We start from the raw sequence: 20,429 nt of genomic DNA, 5'->3' as shown, positions 1-20,429 counted from the left end.
CATGACCATGCTCGACCGTATCCTCGAGACCAAGCGCGCCGAAGTCGCCGCGCGCAAGGCCACGACCTCGCTCGCCGATATCGACGCCGGCATCGCCCGCATGTCGAAGCCACGCGGCTTCCGCGCCGCGCTTGATGCCAAGACTGGCTACGCACTGGTCGCCGAGGTCAAGAAAGCGAGTCCGTCGAAGGGCCTGATCCGCGCCGATTTTGACCCGGTCGCGCACGCCCGCGCTTATGAAGCCGGCGGCGCCGCATGCCTCTCGGTGCTGACCGACGAAAAGTGGTTCCAGGGCTCAGACGCCTATCTGACCGCGGCGCGCGACGCCGTCTCGATACCCGTCCTGCGGAAGGACTTCATGGTCGACCCATGGCAGTCGACCGAAGCGCGCGCGATCGGCGCCGACTGCATCCTCATCATCGTCGCCGCGCTCGACGACGTCCAGATGGCCGAGATCGAGGCCTCCGCGCTAGAATGCGGCATGGACGTGCTGGTCGAGGTCCACGACGCGCACGAGATGGAGCGCGCGCTGAGGCTCAAGTCGCGCCTGATCGGCGTCAACAACCGCGACCTGCGCGACTTCTCGGTCGATTTCCAGCGCACCTACGACCTCGTCGGCAAGGCGCCCAAGGACTGCACCTTCGTCGCCGAGAGCGGGCTCACAACTCGCGCCGAACTCGACGCGATGGCCGAACACGACATCCACTGTTTCCTGATCGGCGAAGCGCTCATGCGCCAGGACGACGTCGAAGCGGCAACGCGCGCTCTCGTCGGATGACCGGCCTGACCCACATTGACGAAGCCGGCGCGGCAAGGATGGTCGACGTCGGCGGCAAGGCGGTCACCGCCCGCGAAGCCATCGCCTCCGGCCGCATCACCATGTCCACCGAAGCCGCCGCGGCCATCGGCGCCGGCACTGCGAAAAAGGGCGACGTCCTCGCCGTCGCGCGCGTCGCCGGCATCATGGCCGCCAAGCGCACCAGCGACCTCATCCCCCTCTGCCACCCGCTTCCGCTGACGAAGGTGGAAATCGACCTGATCGTCGACGAAACCGGCGTGACCGCCACCGCCACTGCCTCGACCGAAGGCAAGACCGGCGTCGAGATGGAAGCCCTGACGGCCGCCACGGTAACGCTCCTGACGATCTACGACATGGCGAAAGCGATCGACAAGACGATGGTCCTCACCGACATCCGCGTCCGCGCAAAGTCCGGCGGCAAATCCGGCAACTGGACCGCGTAAAAGAAATCCCTCGCCCCAAAGGGGAGAGGGAAAGACGCCAAAGGCGGCGAGGGTGAGGGCAAGCCAAGCAGAACGCGCTCAGCTGAACTCAATCCCCACCCATAGCCCATTCATGATCCTCAACGATCGTAGACTCCACCGGCCGCCCGGCCGCATCGAGCGAGGGATCATACCGAAACCGCTCCTCGATCAACCGACACGTAAGCGTATCCAGCTCCCGGCTCCCGCTCGACCGAGTCACCCGGCACCGCGAAACCCGCCCATCGGTCTGCACCAGATACCGCACCGAAACCCGACCCCGGATCCCCGTCTCGGCCGCCTCGCGCGGATAGTCCGAATCCTTCAACCGCCCCTTTCGCCACCGCGGCGGCGTCTCCTCGCCCCCACCACCGTCGCCATCGCCATACCCCCCGCTCCCGGTGCCATTACCGATCCCCCCACTCCCGGTCCCCGGCCCGCGAATATCCGAAGCGCCCGCCGTCGCCTGCGCCCCCACCCCGGCCTTCTCCGCAACGACGACAGGCGGCGGCACCACAACCGGCACCACCGGCGGCGGCGCCACCACCTCGGTAGCCTTCGACTTCAGATTAGGCGGCGACGCAGCCCCCTCCGGCTTCCGGCTAGGCGACGGCCGAGGCCTGACCTTCTCCTCGGGCGGCGGTGGCGGAGGCGGCGCCGCATCGAACACCTTCAACGCATCGCTCACCGCCGCCGGCATCGGCACCACCAGCCCGTTGAGCAGCGCATAGCCAAGCACCCCCGGCAACAGGACAGCACCCAACGCCGCCCCGATCCTGTCTCTCGCCCGAGGCTGATTACGTGTCATCATGCTGATCTGGTGTCTCTTTCCCCCAAACAAAGCCCCGCAAGCGATGAACCCGCGCTGGCCGGGCGTTTCGGGAAGGCGACAGCGATCACCCGCATCCCCTCGGAAGAGAGCCCCCCCCAAACCACCACCCCGGCGAAGGCCGGGGCCCAATTGGGAAACTCGCGGTAACGAAGCGCGGCGCCCGCCAAACCCATGTTTCCCCGCGAAGGCGGGGACCCAGCCTGGGCTCCCGCCTTCGCGGGAGAACAAGAAGGATGTCGCAAACGTTCGATATCAAGCAGCCCAGAGAGCAACGGACCGTCCTGCCGCAACTCCAACAACACCTGTCCTACATCCCAAACCCATGGCAAAGCGCCAGACACGCCAAAACTCACCCCCTCCCGCCGGACCTTCTACCGGACGAGACCGTTCCAAACCTGAACCGCAGAACCGCGCCCGCCAAATGTCTCCCAGCGTGTGAACTTCCTGCACTTCCAGCAGGAGAGCCGCCCAGAAACAGAGCCTTACGCATGACCCTAGTCCCCGTCGCCGAAGCCCAGACCCGCCTCTTCGCCATGGCCCCCCGCGTCGGCCACGAGACCGTGACGTTGCGCGAAGCCGCCGGCCGCTGGGCCGCCGAGGACATCCTCGCCCGCCGCACGCAGCCCGCGGCCGACCTCTCGGCGATGGACGGCTACGCGATCCGCTACGCCGACCTCCCCGGCCCCTGGAAAGTCATCGGCGAAAGCGCCGCCGGCCGCCCCTTCGCAGGCCAAGTCGCCCCCGGAGAAGCCACGCGCATCTTCACCGGCGCTGCCATGCCCGAAGGCGCCGACACCGTCATGGTCCAGGAAGAAGCCGAACGTGACGGCGAAACCCTGATCCTGGCCGGCGAGGGCCCCCCGACGCTCGGCCGCAACACGCGCCGCAAGGGCCTCGACTTCTCCACCGGCACCCGCCTGATCGCCGCCGGCGACCGCCTCAGCCCGGCGCGCATCGCCGTCGCCGCGACCGGCGGCCACGGCAGCCTCACCGTCAACCGCCGCGTCCGCGTCGCCGTCGCTGCGACCGGCGACGAACTCGTCCCCCCCGGCTCGACCACCGACGGCGTCGCGCTCCCCGAATCGAACGGCATCATGCTCGCCGCGATGCTCGCCGACATGCCCGTCGACATCATCGACCTCGGCATCCTCCCCGACAATCTCGAAGTCCTCCGCGAAGCCTTCGCCAGCGTCGAGGCCGACCTACTCGTCACCACCGGCGGCGCATCGGTCGGCGACCACGACCTCGTCCGCCCGGCGATCGAAGCCGCCGGCGGCACCATCGATTTCTGGCGGATCGCGCTGCGCCCCGGCAAGCCGATGATGGCCGGCCGGATCGGCGAGATGATGGTGCTCGGCCTCCCCGGCAACCCGGTCTCCGCGTTCGTCACCGCGACGTTGTTCGTCAAACCCGTCGTCGCGCACATGGCCGGCGCACGCGACCCGCTCCCCCAATCGACGCACGCGCTGCTCGGCGAAGACCTCCCCGCCAACAACGCCCGCACCGACTATCTCCGCGCCGAACTCCGCGACGGCAAAGCCTATGCCTCGACAATCCAGGACAGTTCGATGCTCCTGACACTGGCCCGCTCGACCTGCCTCATCGTCCGCCCCGGCAACGCTCCGGTTGCAAAGGCAGGCGAATCGGCAGAAATCCTCGTGATCGCGTGACGCCAGCGCTTGACGGCGTTAATTATGTTCCATAGAAGTTCCCAGTCTGTTCCGGACGGAGAACCGCCATGCTCACGCGCAAGCAGCACGAACTCGTCTGCTTCATCAACGATCGCCTCAACGATACCGGCGTCTCGCCGTCGTTCGAGGAGATGAAGGACGCACTCGATCTCAAGTCGAAGTCGGGCGTCCACCGTCTGATCAGCGCGCTCGAGGAGCGCAACTTCATTCGCCGCCTGCCAAACCGCGCGCGCGCGCTCGAAGTGCTGCGCATGCCCGAGCGTGCCGAGAAAAAGTCGCCGTCGAAGGCGTCGAACGTGAAGACGGCACCAGCCGCCGCGACGCCGCAGCCAGCGAACGACGTCGTCGAGATTCCACTCCACGGCCGCATCGCCGCTGGCGTCCCGATCGAGGCGTTCGAGGGCAGCACGATGCTCGCCGTCCCTGCCGCGCTTCTCGGCACCGGCGAACACTACGCACTCGAAGTCTCCGGAGACTCGATGGTCGAAGCCGGCATCCTCGACGGCGACTACGCCCTGATCCGCCGCACCGAAACGGCGCGAGACGGCGAGATCGTCGTAGCTCTCATTGAAGACAGCGAAGCCACCCTAAAATACTTCCGCCGCGAAGGCGCGATGGTCCGCCTCGACCCCGCAAACCGAGCCTACGACCCCCAACGCTACGCCCCCGCCCAAGTCCGCGTCCAAGGCAAACTCTCCGGCATCCTTCGCCGCTACGACTGAACGGCCGAGACCGACCTGCGTTATCAACGCGCTGGCCGGTCTCGGTTTTAGCTGCTTAGGAAACGTGCCCGCTCAAGCTGGTAAGCCAAGTCGCTCTCTCCCGCTAGCGACAGCGACCGGTCTGATCGGCAAATTAAGCGATGTACTCGGAGCTGTCTGGGACAGTTCTTCGATATGCCCAAGCAAAGAACGCCAAGCGTCCGGAAGACTCTGTCCCGCTTCTATGCATAAGCGCGACCTCGACTCGAACCCTCAATATCTGTGCCTCCGCGCTTCTGCGCGAACATATCGCCGTCTGTCCCCCGCGCTGCCGAAGAATTGGTTCGCGCGGAGACGCGGAGACGCGGAGGTGTTGCGTTCGGGGAGGGGTGAAGCTGTTCCAATGCCTTCGGTAGTGAGACTGAACAATAGCCAGCCCGATTCACCCATCGTATCAAACTTCTCCGCGGCTCCGCGTCTCCGCGTGAACAAATTCTTCGTACTGCAATCGCAGGTGATGATGGATGATTTTGTTCACGCGAAGGCGCAAAGGTGCGAAGATGTGGTGCTTAGATTGGCGTCTATTTGTCTTCGCAGACCACGGAAAAACCGGCGTCGGCTTATCGTTCATTAAGGTGTGAAGGTCTCCCGAATCGCATCACCTTCGCGCCTGTGCGCCTTCACGTGAACATTTCTACTTATGACGGCCTCGGCTGGCCTGAAACGCCGACGCTGCATCGTGAAACCGGACATGCCGCGGTCTAAACGAATGTGCCGTACGTTCGAGCATGGGCGGATCGCGCCAGGGATGGCGATCGCCCGCGTTCAGGATCGTCACGACCGTCCCGGTCCTCAAGGTCAGCGCGACTCCACCCGTCCGCCGGAGGACACGACGATCCAGTTTTAGCCACCGCGGCATACAGCGTCTCGGCAGACCGCGTTCGCTTACGACGACATCGGCGCTGCGGCAGGTGGCAAGGAACTCGGCGATCGGGACCATATAGGCGCTGCGGGTCGCCAGGATGCGCCACATACGTCCCCCTGCAGCGATATCGGTGACGCACAGATCGCGACTGCACCGCGCATCGGGTTGGTCCGCCAGCAGCAGCGGCTCGCCATCCACCCCGCCATTCTCGGCCAGCATGTCGCGCGTGTAGTCGCCCGCTCGGTCGCGCAGCATCGCGAGCCCCGCCGCCGTCCGCACCGCAACATGGCGCCCGTCACCAGTCACAAGAGCATCCGGCGCCGGCGTCGTCAGCGCCCAGACCGCGCCGATCGCCAGTGGTACCAGCCCGAGCCGCCGCCACCGCGTTCGCCACAAGGCGATCCAGATGCCCCCAACGATCATCAATGCAAACGCCGCCGTCGGCATCACGGGCAACGACCGCACCGATCCTGGCGCGCTGGCAACAACATGTGCCAGCCACAGCAGCGCATCCAGCGATCGCTGGACAAGCCACCAGATCGGCGCACCGAGCCCGCCGGCATCGAGTAGCAACGCCAGCGCCTCCAGCGGCATCACCACGAAGGTCGTCAGAGGAATCGCGATGATGTTGGCGAACGCGCCGTAGAGCCCGGCCTTGTGGAAATGATAGACCGCGATCGGCATCAGCGCGAATTCGACGAGCAGGCCGGTGAGCAACAGCGATGCTACTCCGCGAGCGAGACGGCGCGGTCGCCCCTCCTCGTGGGGCCCGAAAAACGCGCGAACCGAAGGATGCTCGTGCAGCGCCATGATTGCAGTGATCGCCGCAAACGAGAGTTGAAAGCTCGGGCCCGCCGCAGATTCGGGCAGCACGAGCATGACGCACGCCGCCCCCGCCGCGACGAGGCGCAAGGTCATCGCCTCACGCCCCATTGCGAGCGCCGCCAGCACAAGCAATGCCGCCACGCACGACCGGATCGTCGGGACCTGACTGCCGGTCAGTAACGTATAACCGATCGCTGCCGCCGCTCCCGCCAACGCAGCGATCAGAGGCAAGCGCGCATGCAGAGCCAACCACGGGCTCAGCGCCAGTAGCCGCAGCACGATCAACATCGTCGCCGCCACCGCAGCCGTTATGTGCAAGCCGCTCACAGACAACAGATGCGCGAGGCCAGCGCGGCGCATCGCCTCCGAATCCTCTTCGCTGATCGCGCCGACGTCGCCGGTTGCGAGCGCTGCGGCAATACCGCCGGCACTCCCCTCCAGTCGCGATACGATGTGGTGCGACAGCGCGACGCGAATACCTGCTCCCGACTCGCTCGGCGTCGTCACGACCACCGGTGCGAAGCCCCGCCCCGTCGCGCCGATCCCGCCGAACCACGCGACCCGGGCGAAATCATAGGCGCCCGGCACCGCGGGAAGCGGCGGCGGCATCAGTCGAGCCCGCAGATGCACGACCGCGCCCGTTCCCAGCAACTTAGGCGCATCCGCTTCAGCAAGATTGACGCGGACGCGGTATGGCAGGGCGACCGGTTGCCCGTCGGTTTCCGCGCCCTTCCCGATCGGCAGCAGCGTCAGCCGGACCAGCTTACGCGCGACCAGCGGTTCGATCGCCTCCACCTTGGCCGAGAAACTCGCGATCGTCGGTCCGCCCAGCACTGGTCGCGCCACCGACTCCGATCGCGCCCAGATCAACGCCAGCCCCAGCGCCGCAGTCAGCAACCCAATCGCGAGCGACCGCGCCGCACGGCCACCCTGCCCGACCGCCAGACATGCCAACCCGCTCGCCACCAACAGCAGCATCGCCACGGACCACGCCGCCGGATCCGGCAACGCGAACCACAGCGCGATCCCGCCGCCCAGCATTACCGGCAGCCATAACACCAACTGGTCGCGCTCCGCCTCGAGCCAGCGTTCCACGGCAAGCCCGACGACAGCCCCCCATCGCGGCACGCCCATTTGTCGCCGCCAAGGACGCATGCTAGGGGCGGCGACGGCTGTCATGGCCATCGTTTCTCCATCGTTTCATCAGTCTGGGAGCACCCGCGGTTGGGCGCAATATCTGATACGGGCACCGCCAATCCGGCCGCACCCGTGGTTACCCGTTTCGCTCCGTCGCCGACGGGGTTCCTGCATCTTGGCGGCGCACGCACCGCGCTGTTCAACTGGCTGTTCGCAAAGGCGAATGGCGGCAAGTTCCTGCTACGGATCGAGGATACCGACCGGGTCCGCTCGACCCAGCCGGCGATCGACGCGATCATCGACGGCATGCGCTGGCTCGGGCTCGACTGGGACGGCGACGTCGTCATGCAGTTCGCCGGCGCCGACCGTCATGCGCAGGTCGCGCATGAGATGGTCGCGAAAGGCCATGCCTATCGCTGCTACATGACCAACGACGAGATCGCCGCGATGCGCGCCGAGGCGCAGGCCGCGAAGAAGCCGCTCCGAATCCGCAGCCCCTGGCGTGATCGCCCGGAAAGCGATGCACCGAATCTTCCCCACGTCGTGCGCCTGCGCGCGCCGCAAGAAGGTGCCGTCACGATCGAGGACCGCGTGCAAGGGTCGGTCACCGTCAAAAACGAAGAGATCGACGACCTCGTCCTCCTCCGCTCGGACGGCACCCCGACCTACATGCTCGCAGTCGTCGTCGACGATCACGACATGGGCGTCACGCACGTCATCCGCGGCGACGATCATCTCAACAACGCGTTCCGCCAGTTGCCGATCTACCGCGCGATGGGCTGGCCCGAGCCGATCTACGCGCACATCCCGCTGATTCACGGCCCCGACGGCGCCAAGCTGTCGAAGCGTCACGGCGCGGTGGGCATCGAGGCATACCGCGACGAGATGGGCATCCTCCCCGAGGCGTTCGACAACTACCTGCTCCGGCTCGGCTGGGGTCACGGCGACGACGAGATCATCAGCCGCGAACAGGCGGTCGAGTGGTTCGACCTGTCGGGCGTCGGCAAGTCGCCCTCGCGCTTCGACCTGAAGAAGCTCGAGAATCTCAACGGCCATTATATCCGCGAAGCCGACGATGCGCGGCTGGCACAGCTCGCCGCCGATCGCCTCGGCCACGACCTGCCGACCGGCGGACTCGATCTTCTGACTCGCGCGATGCCCGTCCTGAAGCCGCGTGCCGCAAACCTGAACGAGTTGGCCGAGGGGTCGAATTTCCTGTTCAGCCAGCGCTCCTTGGCGATGGATGACGCCGCGGCGAGCCTTTTGCAGGGTGAAGCGAGTGCGATTTTGGTCAATGTTCATGCCGAACTTGACGCGCTCGCCGAGTGGGATACGGAAGCGCTCGAAGGCGCGGTACGGCGCGTGGCCGAAGCGCGGGGCGTCAAGCTCGGCCAGGTCGCACAGCCGCTTCGCGCCGCGCTGACGGGACGCAAGACGTCGCCGGGGATCTTCGATGTGCTCGACCTGCTCGGGCGCGACGAGAGCCTGGGACGGATCGCCGACCGGATGGCTAGCTGATAAGATTTCGAGGAAGGATACAAGCATGAGCGAGACCGCAACCCTCAAGGTCGACGGCAAGGATTTCGAGTATCCGGTGATGTCCGGTACGGTCGGACCCGATGTCATCGATATCCGCAAGCTGTACGCGCAGACGGACAATTTCACCTATGATCCAGGCTTCACCTCGACGGCGTCGTGCCAGTCGAAGCTGACCTATATCGACGGTGACGCGGGCACGCTGCTGCACCGCGGCTACACGATCGGCGAGCTGGCCGAGCAGTCGAACTTCATGGAAGTCGCCTATCTGCTTCTGAACGGCGAACTGCCGAACGAAGACGAGCTGGCGAACTTCTCGAACACGATCACGCGCCACACGATGGTGCACGAGCAGCTCGCGCAGTTCTTCCGTGGCTTCCGCCGCGATGCGCATCCAATGGCGATCCTGTGCGGTGTCGTCGGCGCGCTGTCGGCGTTCTATCACGATTCGACCGACATCCACGATCCGGCGCAGCGCGTCATCGCGTCGCACCGCCTGATCGCCAAGATGCCGACGATCGCCGCGATGGCGTACAAGTACAGCGTCGGCCAGCCTTTCGTCTATCCGGATAACACGCTGAGCTACACCGGCAATTTCCTGAAGATGACGTTCGGTGTGCCCGCCGAGAAGTACGTCGTGAACCCGATCGTCGAAAAGGCGATGGACCGCATCTTCATCCTCCACGCCGATCACGAGCAGAACGCGTCGACCTCGACCGTCCGTCTCGCCGGTTCGTCGGGCGCCAACCCGTTCGCGTGCATCGCCGCCGGCATCGCCTGCCTGTGGGGCCCCGCGCACGGCGGCGCGAACGAAGCCGCGCTCAACATGCTGCATGAGATCGGCACCGTCGACCGCATCCCCGAGTATATCGCGCGCGCCAAGGACAAGAACGATCCGTTCCGCCTGATGGGCTTCGGCCACCGCGTCTACAAGAACTACGATCCGCGCGCGGCCGTCATGCAGACGACCGTCAAGGAAGTGCTCGGCGAACTGGGCGTCACCGACCCCGTGTTCGACGTCGCGATCGAGCTCGAGCGTCTGGCGCTCAGCGATCCGTACTTCATCGAGAAGAAGCTGTTCCCGAACGTCGATTTCTACTCGGGCGTGATCCTTTCGGCGATCGGCTTCCCGACCTCGATGTTCACCGTCCTCTTCGCGCTCGCCCGTACCGTCGGCTGGGTCGCGCAGTGGAACGAGATGATCACCGATCCCGACCAGAAGATCGGCCGTCCGCGCCAGCTCTACAGCGGCCCGACCGCGCGTGACTACGTCCCGATGGCGTCACGCTGATGAAGACGCTCCGGCCGATCCTGATGGTCGTCGGCGTGCTCTGCGCGCTGATGGGTCTGCTCTGGATCGGTCAGGGGCTCGGTTACGTCCATTGGCCGCAGTCGAGTTTCATGCTCGATCAGCGGCCATGGGCGGATCGCGGCGCATTCCTCGCCGCATTCGGCCTCGCGCTGATATTAGTGGCGCGCCGGATCCGCCGGTAAGGTCAAGACGAACCGCGCGCCTTCGCCGGGTGCGCTTTCGATCGTGAGATCGCCCTGCATCGCCCGCGCCAAGCGCCGTGCGATGTACAGACCGAGCCCATTGCCGCCGGCCTCCGATGGATCGACCCGCTCAAACTTCTCAAAAATCCGGACCTGATCCTCGGGCGCGACGCCCTTGCCCTTGTCCGCGACTACGACGACCGCGTGGGTCTGCGTCCTCGTCACGGTGACGATCACCTGCGCCCCACGCGGCGAATAGCGCACCGCGTTGCCGACCAGATTGACCAGAACCTGCAACACACGACGGAAATCGCCGAGCGCCGGAACACGCACGTCCAGCGCCGGGCGCGTGATCGTGACGCCTGCGTTCGCGGCGCGCACCGACAACAGCCCGGCCGCCCGTCGCGCCACATCGGCAAGGTCGATCGGCTCGGGCACGAGCGCGAAATCGGGCCGCTCGACCGCCTGGAGATCGACGAGGTCATCGACCAGTTCGAGCAAATGCCGTCCGGCACTGGCGATATCCGCCGCGTAATCCGCGTAATCGCCCTGCACCGGGCCATCCGCCTGCGCATTGATGCTGTCGGCATTGGCGACGATACGCGCGAGCGGAACCCGCAACGCCTTGTCGAGGCCGCTCGTAAAGGTCGGCGACAGTGTCTCGGTCGAGGCAGCAGGGGGCGGCGCGTCTTCGACTACCATGCGTGCAGCGCCAACGAACCCGGCAAAGTCGCCCGCCGCATCGTGTCGAACATTGGCGGTAAGCGTCACCGCGCGTCCGGAACTCCGCAGCCGCGCTGGCTGCGCCGTCATCGGGCGTCGCCGGGCAAGAGAATCGAGGATCGGCAAAGCCCCATCCACACCGGTATCCAGCGAGAACATCGCCGTCAGCGGCTGGCCCAGCAACGCGAAGGCGTCGAACCCGTGCTTCGGCCCTGCATCGAGCGTGACGAACGTCAGCCGTAGCGCGGAATCCGTCTCCCACCGCCAATCCGTATCGCTGCCGTGGAAATCGTCCTGCGTATCCGGCGACGGTCGCGCCGGCCGCCACGCCGCGATCTCGCGCCAGCCGCTCACTGTCAGCCGTACGTTCTCCCCATCCGGTTGAGCCCGCACCCAGAGATCCACATCCGTTTCGTCGTCCGCAACGACCACGCCGCGCGACACGACGATCCCCAGCCGACGCGCCAGCCGGGCAATCGTCGCAAGTTGGGGCACCGCGAGTGGCGCACCGCGCATCCCGCCCGCCCGCTGGTTGAGCGCAACCAGCGCCGGATCCGCAAACGACAGCGAACCGTCGGGCGCCAAGATCGCGTGCGCAATCGGGCTTTCGATCGAAGGGTCGAACACGCTCATCGCCGATCCGTACGCGCCAGCGCGCGCAACGCCATCCGAAAATCTCGGTTCAACGCCAGTGGCGCGAGCGACGCACGCGCATCCTCGACCCCGACCGACACGATCGCGTCGAGCGCATCCGCAAACGCCTCGATATCGCGCCGCGGATCCGCCTCCGACAGTGCCAGCCCGATCCGTGCGATCGTCGGCCGATCGAGATCGATCGCACGCAACGCGAGCCACAACCGATCGCCCTCCGGATCGAGCGTGATGGCCCGCGCCTGATCGAACGCGATGCCGATCGCATGCGCCAGCACCGCGACGAACAACGACAACCGTCGGTCGCCGATCGATTCGACCAGCACCGCGGGCAATTCGTTCGGTCGCGCATCGAGCGCACCGGCGAGCCGCGTCGCCACCGCGTCTGGCCGCTCACCCTCGTCGTGCGCGGCAAGACTACGCTGCGCCGCATCGGTGATCGCCCGGTCGTTCTCCCGCGTAACGGACTTCAAGCCATCGCGCACGGCCGCCGCCACCCACCAGACCAGCCGGTGATGCAGTTCGGCGGGTAACTCACTGCCCCCGACCGATCCCTGCTCGTTCGCCACCCGCCGCCGGCTTTCCGCTGCCAGCAATGCAGACGCCGCCGACGCGACCACGCTGTCCGGCACCCCCGCCAGCCTCACGAGCAAGCTCGCTTCGTCGGGTTCGGCGACCTCCACCGGCAACGAGGCGGCGATCAGGTCATGCCGTACGCGCGCGATCAGTTCGTCCATCAATTCTTCATCGCGGAGCAATCCCGCCCGCGTGAGCCGATCCAGAACGCCCCCCGCCCCGGCCTTCAACATCGCCTCGCCGGCCTGCGTCGCGCCGCCACCCGCGAGCAGTCGTGCGGCATGTCGGCGGATGTCCCACTCGATCGCCCCGACGATCGCGCCGAGCACCTGCGCGAGCATGAGCCGCGTCCGGTCGTCGAGCCGTGCATCGGCATCGAGAAAGAAATCCGCGATCGTTCCGGTCAGCCGGGCGTCGGCGCGCAGGCGTGCATCCTCCGCTCGCGCAACGGGATCATAGGGCGACACGACGTCACGCACTGGGTCTGGACCGACCGACATGATCCCGTGCTTAGCCTCCGGACGTTAAGGTCCGCCTAAGGCGTTCGGCGAAGACGCTCGATGACGACGGCGAGCGTCGCGGTCGCATACACCGCGGTCAGGCCGAGCCCGAACACCGGGAACCCCAGGATCGCGAACAGCGCGACGATCAGCAGATAGGCTGCCGGACTTCCCCACCACATCTGCCGTTCGCGTTCGAGGATGGCGCGCTCGGCCAGCCCGCCGATCGCGACGAGCGCGGTACCGATCGCCAATGCGGTGTTGTTCCCTGCATAGCCGCTGACGAAAAACGCGAAGACCAGGATCGATGCCGCAGCCACGCAGCCGATCGCCAGGGTCTGCCCCCGGGCCATCGGCGCATCGTCGCGAAGTCCGCTGAGCACCGAGCCGAGTGCCAGGGCTATGCATCCGAGGAGCGACAAGACCAGGCCGATCGACGGCAGCCCGAAGCCGATCGTCACCAATCCGGCCAAACCCAGCGCTGCGCCGGCGGCTCCAACCGTAGTGCCCGCCGCACCACGATCGACCAACAGCGGCAACGCGAGCCGCGCGATCGGTGCGAGAACGAAGCGGTCGAACCAGCCCCGCCGCCCCGACACGATCGTCATCAGCACCGCGCGCCCGCGTTCTTCCAGCGTCCGCGCCTGACGCTCTATCCCGTGCCCACCGCGCACCGCATCGGTCGGCAACAGCACATGTGTCGCGCGCGATTGTACCGCGAACCGCAACAGCGAAGACTGAAGATCGTAATCCTGCGGCAAGCCCGCGACTTCGGCGATCCGGCTCGAACTCAGCCGCGCGACGCCAGCCCACGCCATTTGCCCGCCGACACGCTCGAACCCCGGCCCCGCGTCGCTCTCGGGGACGACGAGCAGGCAGTCGCCATCTTCGACCGCCATCGCCTTGACGATCGCATCGGTGGTGACGAGCCCGTCGCCGAGCATCAATACCGGTGCCAGCGGGTGAAGTTTCTCGCCTGCTTCCATCGCGGATCGCACCGTATCGACGCTCACGCCGCGGCGCCCGATGCGGTTGATCGCCCCGAGCAACTCGGGGGTCATGCGCGCGACCACGATGATGATCTGCGAAACGCCGGCGGCGATCAGCAACCGCGCCTGATACTCGATCAGCGTCACGCCGCTGAAGGGCAAGGTCGCAGCAAGACGATCAGGGCGATCGTCGGCGTCATGAATTGCAAATAATAGGCCGGCAAGCATCGCAGGCTGTTAGGCGGTACGCGCCGTCCTGCAAAGCCCGCGTTCGGCCGAACCGCCCTGCGCCAAGGCTCGGTTCGGCGTTGCAGGCCCAAACTGCACGCCGATCGATACTCGAATTCTCGCACGTTCCGTCGATCAAGGGTCTTTGACCTTATGGTCGCCGGAACGTAAGCCGTGCCGCCCTGCTTACCGGACGGATGAACGCGCGAAGATCGCATCATCCGTTTTGTCCCGCCGCAATTCATGATACCTCCGCAGTTCATGAACGGGGGTTCGTCAATGATCGGGTTTCGCGCGTCGGCAGGCAATGCCCATCCCATTCGCGCGGATATCGTGATGGATCCGGTGATAGAAAACATGTCCGACACCGTCACAGAATCCAGTTTCGATGAGGTTTATCAAGAGCCTGCGCCCGACCGCGGACGCCTTTACGTGGGTATCGCGGTCGCCGTCGTGGTTATCTGGCTGGCGGCGATGCTGTGGCTTGCACGCGGATCGTTCGCGACCATCGAGCCGGTTGCCTTAGTCCAGTTCATCGCTGCGCTCTGCGTCGTCCCCGCGCTGATCGGCATCGTTTGGCTGCTCGCGATGCGCACCAGCCGTAGCGAGGCGCACCGGTTCAGCATCACCGCGCAGGCGATGCGCGACGAGGCCGCCAGCCTCGAACGCACCGTCGCCGCACTGTCGAACACGATCGATGCCAACCGCCAGCAACTCGCCGAACAATTGAACGCGTTGATGGCGATGGGCGGCGGCGCGACCGAGCAACTCGCAGCGATCGGTCGCGGCATGGTCTCCGAAATCGATCAGGCTGCAGCCCATGCGCGCAACCTCGCCACCTCGACCGCCGGCGCGCAGACGAGCCTCGGCGTCCTGATCGCCACCCTCCCCCGCGCGCAGGCGGATATCGACGACGTCGCCAAGCGCCTCGAACGCACAGGCCTGTCAGCGAGCGAACATGCCGCTGCCCTCGACGCGCAGATCGTCGCGCTGGCCGAACGCGGCCGCGACGCCGACGCGATGGCCAGCGGTGCTGCACAGCGCCTCGCCGCGCACATTGTCCGGATGGAGGCGACCAGCCAGACCGCCGGCGCGCATCTCGAATCTGTCACCGACGGCATGTCCGCAGCAGTCGACGCGCTGCTCAACCGCACCGCAGACGCGGTCGACCTGTCGCGTCGCGGCATCGCCGCGCAGGGTGACGCGATGCTGGCGATGGTCGGCGCGAACCAGGCCGCACTCGACAGCGCCGCTCGCGACAGCGCCGAAGCGCTCGCCAAGCGGATCGCCAGCGTCGAGGACGCGATCGAACGCGTCGCGATCCGCCTCGACCTGCAACGCAGCGCGGGCGACCGGATCGTCGACGATCTCCACACCGGGCTCGGCGAAGTCGAGGCACGGATCGAATTGCTCCACCGCCACGGCACCGAGCGCACGCAGGACCTTGCGGTATCGATCAGCGCGCTAGGCGGCTCCGCGGATGCCATGACCGAAGCGCTTCGGGCTGGCGACGACATGGCGCACCGGACTATCGCGACGACCGAAACACTGCTCGTCGCCCTCGACTCGGCCGCGCGCGAGATCGACGAGACGATGCCAGCCGCACTCGGCCGCCTCGATACGCAGGTGCTCGCCAGCAAGAGCATCGTCGTTTCGGCGCGTCCCGAACTGCTCGCGCTCGTCACTGCGGCGGAGAGCACGCACGACGCGATCGAGGCGATCGCCGGGGTCATCGGCGAACAGCGCCATGTGCTCGACACGCTGTCGACCGACCTGCTCAACACACTCAACACCGGCCGCGCGAAGGCCGATGCGCTCGGTCACATGGTCGACGAGGCGATCGGCCGGACGCAGCATTTCGCCGAAGACGCCGCGCCGCAGTTGATCGAGGCGCTCCACCGCGTCCGCGAGACCGCTGCCGTCGCCGCTGACAAGGCGCGCGAGACGCTGTCGAAGGTCATACCCGAAGCCGCAGCCGCACTCGAAGCCGCCAGCGCCGACGCGATGCGCCGCGCGACCAACGACACCGTGGAACGCCAGGTCAAGGCGCTCACCGACGCCACCGGCGCGGCGGTCGACGCCGCTACCGGCGCGACCGAACGCCTCGCGCGCGAAGTCCAGGTGATCGTCGACCAGACCGCGATCGTCGAAACTCGGCTCCAGGAAGCGCGCACCGAGCGCGAAGACGCCGACCAGGGCACCTTCGCACGCCGCGTCTCGCTGCTGATCGAGTCGCTCAACTCGGCGTCGATCGACATCACCAAGGCGATCGCGCCGGAAATCTCCGACAGCGCCTGGGGCGCATATCTCAAGGGCGACCGCGGCGTCTTCACGCGCCGCGCGGTCCGCATCCTCGACGCCAGCGAAGTCCGCGAGATCGCTGGCCTCTACGACGAGGACGAGACCTTCCGCGAAATGGTCAACCGCTACATCCACGACTTTGAAGCGATGCTCCGCACGATCCTGACGCAACGCGACGGCTCACCGCTCGGCGTGACGTTGCTGTCGTCCGACATGGGCAAACTTTACGTCGCACTGGCGCAGGCAATCGAACGCCTGCGCTGAGACGAGCTGCATAGGAATTCGAAATGATCCAGCGTCACCGCTAAAGCGGCCTTCGCCAGCGGAGCAATCCGCCGACCGGACTCATATTCCAGGCTTACATGCCCAGACTGAACACCAAGATTTGCGTCGTCACCGGCGCAGCACGTGGCATCGGCCGCGCGATCGCCGAGCGCTTCCATGACGAAGGCGCCGTCGTCATCCTCACCGACATAGACGAAACCGCCGGCGCCGAGACTGCGGTGGCCATCGGCTGCCGGTTCGAAAAGCTCGACGTCCGCGAAGAAGCGGATTGGCAGCGCCTAGCGGAGATCGTTCCGGTGGCCGACGTGGTCGTGAACAATGCCGGCGTGACGGGCTTCGAGCACGGCATGGTCGCGCATGATCCCGAACATGCGACCTTGTCGGACTGGCGCGCGGTCCATGCGGTCAACCTTGACGGCACGTTCCTCGGCTGCCGCTATGCGATCGGTGCGATGAAAACGGCGGGCACAGGCTCGATCATCAACATCTCGTCGAGATCCGGGCTGGTCGGGATTCCCCTCGCCGCGGCCTATGCGTCGTCGAAGGCGGCAATCCGCAATCACAGCAAGACGGTGGCACTGTACTGCGCGCAGCAGGGATGGAAGATCCGCTGCAACTCGGTGCATCCCGCGGCCATTCTGACGCCGATCTGGGAGCCGATGCTCGGGGATGGGCCGGACCGCGAGGCGCGGATGGCGGCGCTAGTTGCCGATACGCCGTTGAAGCGGTTCGGAATGCCGGACGAGGTGGCCACGGTCGCGGTGATGCTGGCGTCGGACGAGGCGACCTACATCACCGGGACGGAGATCAATATCGATGGCGGTTTGCTGGCGGGCTCGGCCGCGTCGCCGGGGTAAAGGCAAAATTGCAATCCTCCCCCGCCAGGGGGAGGTGGCTGGCACTTGCCAGACGGAGGGGGAGGTAAGGAAAATCTCTGTTCGGTATCCTCCCCCTCCGTCACCTTCGGTGCCACCTCCCCCTGGCGGGGGAGGATCGTGGGTCACCCCTCAGCGCGTGACCATGTTGCCGCGGTCGAACAGGTCGACCGACAGGGGGGTGATCCACCCGTAAGAATAGTTCAGCTGGAACAGCACGAACAGCACCGTCGCGACCACCGTCACCCGCCACGCCGTACGCCCCGACCGAAACTCGTGCGGCGCGCTTTCGGCCTGGCCGGGGACGTGTTCGCCCCCGACCTCGCGCGTCGTCTTCACGCCGAATGGCAGGACCAGGAACACCGAGAACGACCAGAACAGGACGTAGATCGCGAGTGCCGAGGTCCAGCGCACTCGATCAGCCCTCGATCAGCAGCACGTCGACGATCGGCTGCTTGCCGGTCCAGCGCTTGGCGACCTTGCGCACCGCGAGACGAATCTGCTCGCGCATCTTCTCGCTCTCGCGCTTGCCGCCCCGCACCGTGTCGACCGCTGCCTGCACTGCGTCGGCGATAAACGCCGCACGGTCTTCCTCAACCGGCACACCCTGCACGCGAACCTGAGGTTGGCCGACCATCCGGCCGTCCTTGCCGAGCGCGACACCAACCGAAATCTGGCCGTTGATCGCCAGTTTCCGCCGCTCGCTCAGCGTCGCGCCGTCCGCCGGCAGGATCACGTCGCCGTCGAGCACCAGACGACCGACCGTCGCATTGCCGATCTTCGCCGGCCCCTTGGGCGCCAGACGGATGATGTCGCCGTTGCTTTGCACGATCGCGCGCGGAATGCCCTGCTCGAGCCCGAAGCGCGCATGCTCCATCATGTGGCGCATCTCGCCGTGCGTCGGCACGAGCACGTCCGGACGCAGCCAGTCGTACATCTGCGCAAGCTCCGGCTGACCCGGATGGCCCGACACATGGACGTGCGCCTGGCGCTCGGTGATCATGCGGATGCCCTTGGCCGCCAGCGTGTTCTGGATGCGACCGATCTGGACCTCGTTGCCCGGGATCTGCTTCGACGAGAAGATCACCGTGTCGTCGGCCTCAAGCGTGATCGTGTGCTGGCCATTGGCGACACGCGCCAGCGCCGCGCGCTCCTCGCCTTGGCCACCGGTGGCGATGATCAGCACCTTGTTCTTGGGCAGGCGCATCGCCTCGTCGGGGCTGATCGTGTCGGGGAAATCCTTCAGATAGCCCGTCGCGCGCGCCACCTTGATGATCCGGTCGAGCGAACGCCCGGTCACGCACAGCTTGCGCCCGGTTTCCTTCGCGACTTCGCCGAACGTGTGCAAACGCGCGGCGTTCGACGCGAAACTGGTGATCATCACGCGGCCCTTGGCCTTGCTGACCTCTTCGAACAATCCCTTGCGGACCGTGCTCTCGCTGCCCGACGCGGTGGTGTTGAAGATGTTGGTCGAATCGCAGACCAGCACGTCGACGCCCTTGTCGCCGATCGCCATGAAACCCTCGGGCGTGGTCGGGTTGCCGATCACCGGGTTCTTGTCGAGCTTCCAGTCGCCGGTGTGGAACACGCGACCATAAGGCGTGTCGATCAGCAGCGCATTCGCCTCGGGGATCGAATGCGACATCTCGACGAAAGTGAAGCCGAACGGCCCGAGCTGGAAATTGCCGCCCATCGGGATCATCTTGAGCTTTACGCGGTTGGCGATACCCTCTTCCTCGAGCTTGCCGCGGATCAGGCCCATCGTGAACGGCGTCGCGTAGATCGGCACGCCAAGGTCTTCGGCGAGATACGGCAGCGAGCCGATATGATCCTCATGGCCGTGCGTGATGACGATGCCGAGCAGGTCGTCGATCCGGTCCTCGATGAAGGACAGGTCGGGCAGGATCACGTCGACGCCGGGATATTGCGGATCGGCGAATGTGATGCCGAGATCGACCATCACCCACTTGCCCTGGCAGCCGTACAGGTTGACGTTCATGCCGATTTCGCCGGAGCCGCCAAGGCCACAGAAAAGGAGTTCGTTCTTCGGAGTCATTGATTACTTTCAGGATTATACAGGAATATGGCCCGCAGGCCGGTCGGCGCGAGCCCAATGGCCCTAGATATGGTGACGATCCCACATCATCGCCAGCCCCTGGATCGTCAGGTCGGCTTCGATGACGTCGAACACGTCGGTCTGTTTCTCGAATAAGGTGGCAAGCCCGCCGGTGGCGACGACCTTCACGGGACGGCCGATCTCGCGTTTCATCCGCGCGACCAGCCCCTCGATCATCGCGACATAGCCCCAGTAGATGCCGATATGCATCTGCGAGACGGTGTTGAGCCCGATCACGCTGGTATCGGTCGGCGCCTCGATCGCGATCCGCGGGAGTTTCGCGGCGGCGGTCACCAGCGCGTCGAGCGACAGGTTGATCCCCGGCGCGATGATCCCGCCCTTGTACGCGCCACTATAGTCGACGACGTCGAACGTGGTCGCGGTGCCGAAATCGATCACGATGAGGTCGCCGGGATGCAGCGCATGCGCAGCGATCGTATTGACCGCGCGATCGGCACCCAGCGAAGCAGGCTCGTCGACGTCGATCGCAATGCCCCATTCGACCGGCGCATGGCCGGCGATCAGTGCTTCGGTGCTGAAATATTTCGACGCAAGCACCTGGAGGTTGTGGAGCGCACGGGGGACGACGGTCGCGACGATGACGCCTTCGACCGCAGTGCGATCATGCCCGCCGAGCTGCATCAACTGGCTCAGCCACACCGCATACTCGTCCGCCGTACGCCGCGGATCGGTTGCGATACGCCAGCGCGCGACGATCTCGCCGCTCTCGACGAGCGCGAACACGACATTGGTATTGCCGGCATCGATCGCGAGCAGCATCAGC

At 66.1% G+C, this 20,429-nt stretch carries 17 protein-coding genes; 9 read left to right on the top strand and 8 right to left on the bottom strand.

Going from position 1 to position 20,429, the window contains the following annotated elements:
- Window position 1 precedes the first annotated feature (1 nt).
- Window positions 2-778: an indole-3-glycerol phosphate synthase TrpC gene (trpC, locus tag ASE82_RS02420; RefSeq protein ID WP_056058375.1), complete on the top strand. Its 777-nt coding sequence runs from the start codon at window positions 2-4 to the stop codon at window positions 776-778.
- Window positions 775-1,242 carry a cyclic pyranopterin monophosphate synthase MoaC gene (moaC, locus tag ASE82_RS02415; protein ID WP_056058371.1) on the top strand — a complete coding sequence of 156 codons (468 nt, stop codon included), beginning with the start codon at window positions 775-777 and terminating at the stop codon, window positions 1,240-1,242. The genes trpC and moaC overlap by 4 nt, the downstream gene beginning before the upstream one ends.
- A gap of 88 nt (window positions 1,243-1,330) precedes the next feature.
- Here the strand turns inward: moaC and ASE82_RS02410 are convergent, their stop codons facing one another.
- A complete protein-coding gene (locus tag ASE82_RS02410; protein WP_235524438.1) occupies window positions 1,331-2,023 on the bottom strand; it encodes an energy transducer TonB in 693 nt (230 codons plus the stop codon).
- Window positions 2,024-2,580: 557 nt separating this feature from the next.
- Between ASE82_RS02410 and ASE82_RS02405 the strand changes: the two genes are divergently transcribed.
- Window positions 2,581-3,762 carry a molybdopterin molybdotransferase MoeA gene (locus tag ASE82_RS02405; protein WP_056058364.1) on the top strand — a complete coding sequence of 394 codons (1,182 nt, stop codon included), beginning with the start codon at window positions 2,581-2,583 and terminating at the stop codon, window positions 3,760-3,762.
- A 68-nt stretch (window positions 3,763-3,830) separates the two neighbouring features.
- The gene (lexA, locus tag ASE82_RS02400; RefSeq protein WP_056058362.1) at window positions 3,831-4,505 is read left to right on the top strand and encodes a transcriptional repressor LexA; all 675 of its coding nucleotides are present in this window, start codon (window positions 3,831-3,833) and stop codon (window positions 4,503-4,505) included.
- 673 nt (window positions 4,506-5,178) lie between these two features.
- Here the strand turns inward: lexA and ASE82_RS02395 are convergent.
- Window positions 5,179-7,368, bottom strand: a complete 2,190-nt coding sequence (locus ASE82_RS02395) for a ComEC/Rec2 family competence protein (protein ID WP_200910661.1) — start codon at window positions 7,366-7,368, stop codon at window positions 5,179-5,181.
- 90 nt (window positions 7,369-7,458) lie between these two features.
- On the opposite strand from ASE82_RS02395, the gene gltX reads away from it, so the two are divergent.
- The 3 genes from gltX to ASE82_RS02380 are packed head-to-tail and all read left to right on the top strand — an operon-like array spanning window position 7,459 to window position 10,401.
- On the top strand, window positions 7,459-8,889 hold the full coding sequence (gltX, locus tag ASE82_RS02390) for a glutamate--tRNA ligase (RefSeq protein WP_056058359.1): 1,431 nt from the start codon (window positions 7,459-7,461) through the stop codon (window positions 8,887-8,889).
- A 25-nt stretch (window positions 8,890-8,914) separates the two neighbouring features.
- A complete protein-coding gene (locus ASE82_RS02385) occupies window positions 8,915-10,198 on the top strand; it encodes a citrate synthase (RefSeq protein WP_056058357.1) in 1,284 nt (427 codons plus the stop codon).
- Window positions 10,198-10,401: a hypothetical protein gene (locus ASE82_RS02380; RefSeq protein WP_056058354.1), complete on the top strand. Its 204-nt coding sequence runs from the start codon at window positions 10,198-10,200 to the stop codon at window positions 10,399-10,401. The genes ASE82_RS02385 and ASE82_RS02380 overlap by 1 nt, the downstream gene beginning before the upstream one ends.
- On the opposite strand, the gene ASE82_RS02375 is transcribed toward ASE82_RS02380, so the two are convergent.
- The 3 genes from ASE82_RS02375 to ASE82_RS02365 are packed head-to-tail and all read right to left on the bottom strand — an operon-like array spanning window position 10,375 to window position 14,002.
- On the bottom strand, window positions 10,375-11,757 hold the full coding sequence (locus tag ASE82_RS02375) for a sensor histidine kinase (RefSeq protein ID WP_056058351.1): 1,383 nt from the start codon (window positions 11,755-11,757) through the stop codon (window positions 10,375-10,377). The genes ASE82_RS02380 and ASE82_RS02375 overlap by 27 nt on opposite strands.
- Window positions 11,754-12,851 carry a DUF2336 domain-containing protein gene (locus tag ASE82_RS02370; RefSeq protein WP_056058348.1) on the bottom strand — a complete coding sequence of 366 codons (1,098 nt, stop codon included), beginning with the start codon at window positions 12,849-12,851 and terminating at the stop codon, window positions 11,754-11,756. Before ASE82_RS02370 ends, ASE82_RS02375 begins: the two co-directional genes overlap by 4 nt.
- A gap of 35 nt (window positions 12,852-12,886) precedes the next feature.
- Window positions 12,887-14,002 carry a hypothetical protein gene (locus tag ASE82_RS02365; protein ID WP_235524428.1) on the bottom strand — a complete coding sequence of 372 codons (1,116 nt, stop codon included), beginning with the start codon at window positions 14,000-14,002 and terminating at the stop codon, window positions 12,887-12,889.
- A gap of 345 nt (window positions 14,003-14,347) precedes the next feature.
- Here ASE82_RS02365 and ASE82_RS02360 point away from each other — a divergent pair, with 345 nt between their 5' ends.
- Together ASE82_RS02360 and ASE82_RS02355 are read left to right on the top strand one after the other, a co-directional pair.
- A complete protein-coding gene (locus tag ASE82_RS02360) occupies window positions 14,348-16,633 on the top strand; it encodes a hypothetical protein (protein WP_235524425.1) in 2,286 nt (761 codons plus the stop codon).
- A gap of 98 nt (window positions 16,634-16,731) precedes the next feature.
- Window positions 16,732-17,511: an SDR family oxidoreductase gene (locus ASE82_RS02355; protein ID WP_056058340.1), complete on the top strand. Its 780-nt coding sequence runs from the start codon at window positions 16,732-16,734 to the stop codon at window positions 17,509-17,511.
- Window positions 17,512-17,661: 150 nt separating this feature from the next.
- Here the strand turns inward: ASE82_RS02355 and ASE82_RS02350 are convergent, their stop codons facing one another.
- The 3 genes from ASE82_RS02350 to ASE82_RS02340 all read right to left on the bottom strand — a co-directional run bounded on the left by ASE82_RS02350 (window position 17,662) and on the right by ASE82_RS02340 (window position 20,425).
- Window positions 17,662-17,943, bottom strand: coding sequence for a DUF1467 family protein (locus ASE82_RS02350; RefSeq protein ID WP_056058337.1), 282 nt, complete (start codon window positions 17,941-17,943; stop codon window positions 17,662-17,664).
- Between the two features lie 4 nt (window positions 17,944-17,947).
- Window positions 17,948-19,585, bottom strand: coding sequence for a ribonuclease J (locus ASE82_RS02345; protein ID WP_056058334.1), 1,638 nt, complete (start codon window positions 19,583-19,585; stop codon window positions 17,948-17,950).
- 63 nt (window positions 19,586-19,648) lie between these two features.
- Window positions 19,649-20,425, bottom strand: coding sequence for a type III pantothenate kinase (locus tag ASE82_RS02340; RefSeq protein WP_056058332.1), 777 nt, complete (start codon window positions 20,423-20,425; stop codon window positions 19,649-19,651).
- Between the last annotated feature and the right edge of the window lie 4 nt (window positions 20,426-20,429).

This window comes from Sphingomonas sp. Leaf230 (genome assembly GCF_001421745.1).
Classification (GTDB): Bacteria; Pseudomonadota; Alphaproteobacteria; order Sphingomonadales; family Sphingomonadaceae; genus Sphingomonas.
Note: the sequence above shows the minus strand (reverse complement) of the source record. Positions and strands in the feature narration are given on the sequence as shown.

Excerpts from the sequence above, each read along its gene's own strand:
- ASE82_RS02395 (WP_200910661.1), bottom strand. The coding sequence starts at position 7,368 with ATGGGCGTGCCGCGATGGGGGGCTGTCGTCGGGCTTGCCGTGGAACGC.
- ASE82_RS02405 (WP_056058364.1), top strand. The coding sequence starts at position 2,581 with ATGACCCTAGTCCCCGTCGCCGAAGCCCAGACCCGCCTCTTCGCCATG.
- ASE82_RS02375 (WP_056058351.1), bottom strand. The coding sequence starts at position 11,757 with ATGAGCGTGTTCGACCCTTCGATCGAAAGCCCGATTGCGCACGCGATC.
- trpC (WP_056058375.1), top strand. The coding sequence starts at position 2 with ATGACCATGCTCGACCGTATCCTCGAGACCAAGCGCGCCGAAGTCGCC.
- ASE82_RS02340 (WP_056058332.1), bottom strand. The coding sequence starts at position 20,425 with ATGCTGCTCGCGATCGATGCCGGCAATACCAATGTCGTGTTCGCGCTC.
- ASE82_RS02355 (WP_056058340.1), top strand. The coding sequence starts at position 16,732 with ATGCCCAGACTGAACACCAAGATTTGCGTCGTCACCGGCGCAGCACGT.
- moaC (WP_056058371.1), top strand. The coding sequence starts at position 775 with ATGACCGGCCTGACCCACATTGACGAAGCCGGCGCGGCAAGGATGGTC.
- ASE82_RS02380 (WP_056058354.1), top strand. The coding sequence starts at position 10,198 with ATGAAGACGCTCCGGCCGATCCTGATGGTCGTCGGCGTGCTCTGCGCG.
- lexA (WP_056058362.1), top strand. The coding sequence starts at position 3,831 with ATGCTCACGCGCAAGCAGCACGAACTCGTCTGCTTCATCAACGATCGC.
- ASE82_RS02360 (WP_235524425.1), top strand. The coding sequence starts at position 14,348 with ATGATCGGGTTTCGCGCGTCGGCAGGCAATGCCCATCCCATTCGCGCG.
- ASE82_RS02385 (WP_056058357.1), top strand. The coding sequence starts at position 8,915 with ATGAGCGAGACCGCAACCCTCAAGGTCGACGGCAAGGATTTCGAGTAT.
- ASE82_RS02370 (WP_056058348.1), bottom strand. The coding sequence starts at position 12,851 with ATGTCGGTCGGTCCAGACCCAGTGCGTGACGTCGTGTCGCCCTATGAT.
- ASE82_RS02345 (WP_056058334.1), bottom strand. The coding sequence starts at position 19,585 with ATGACTCCGAAGAACGAACTCCTTTTCTGTGGCCTTGGCGGCTCCGGC.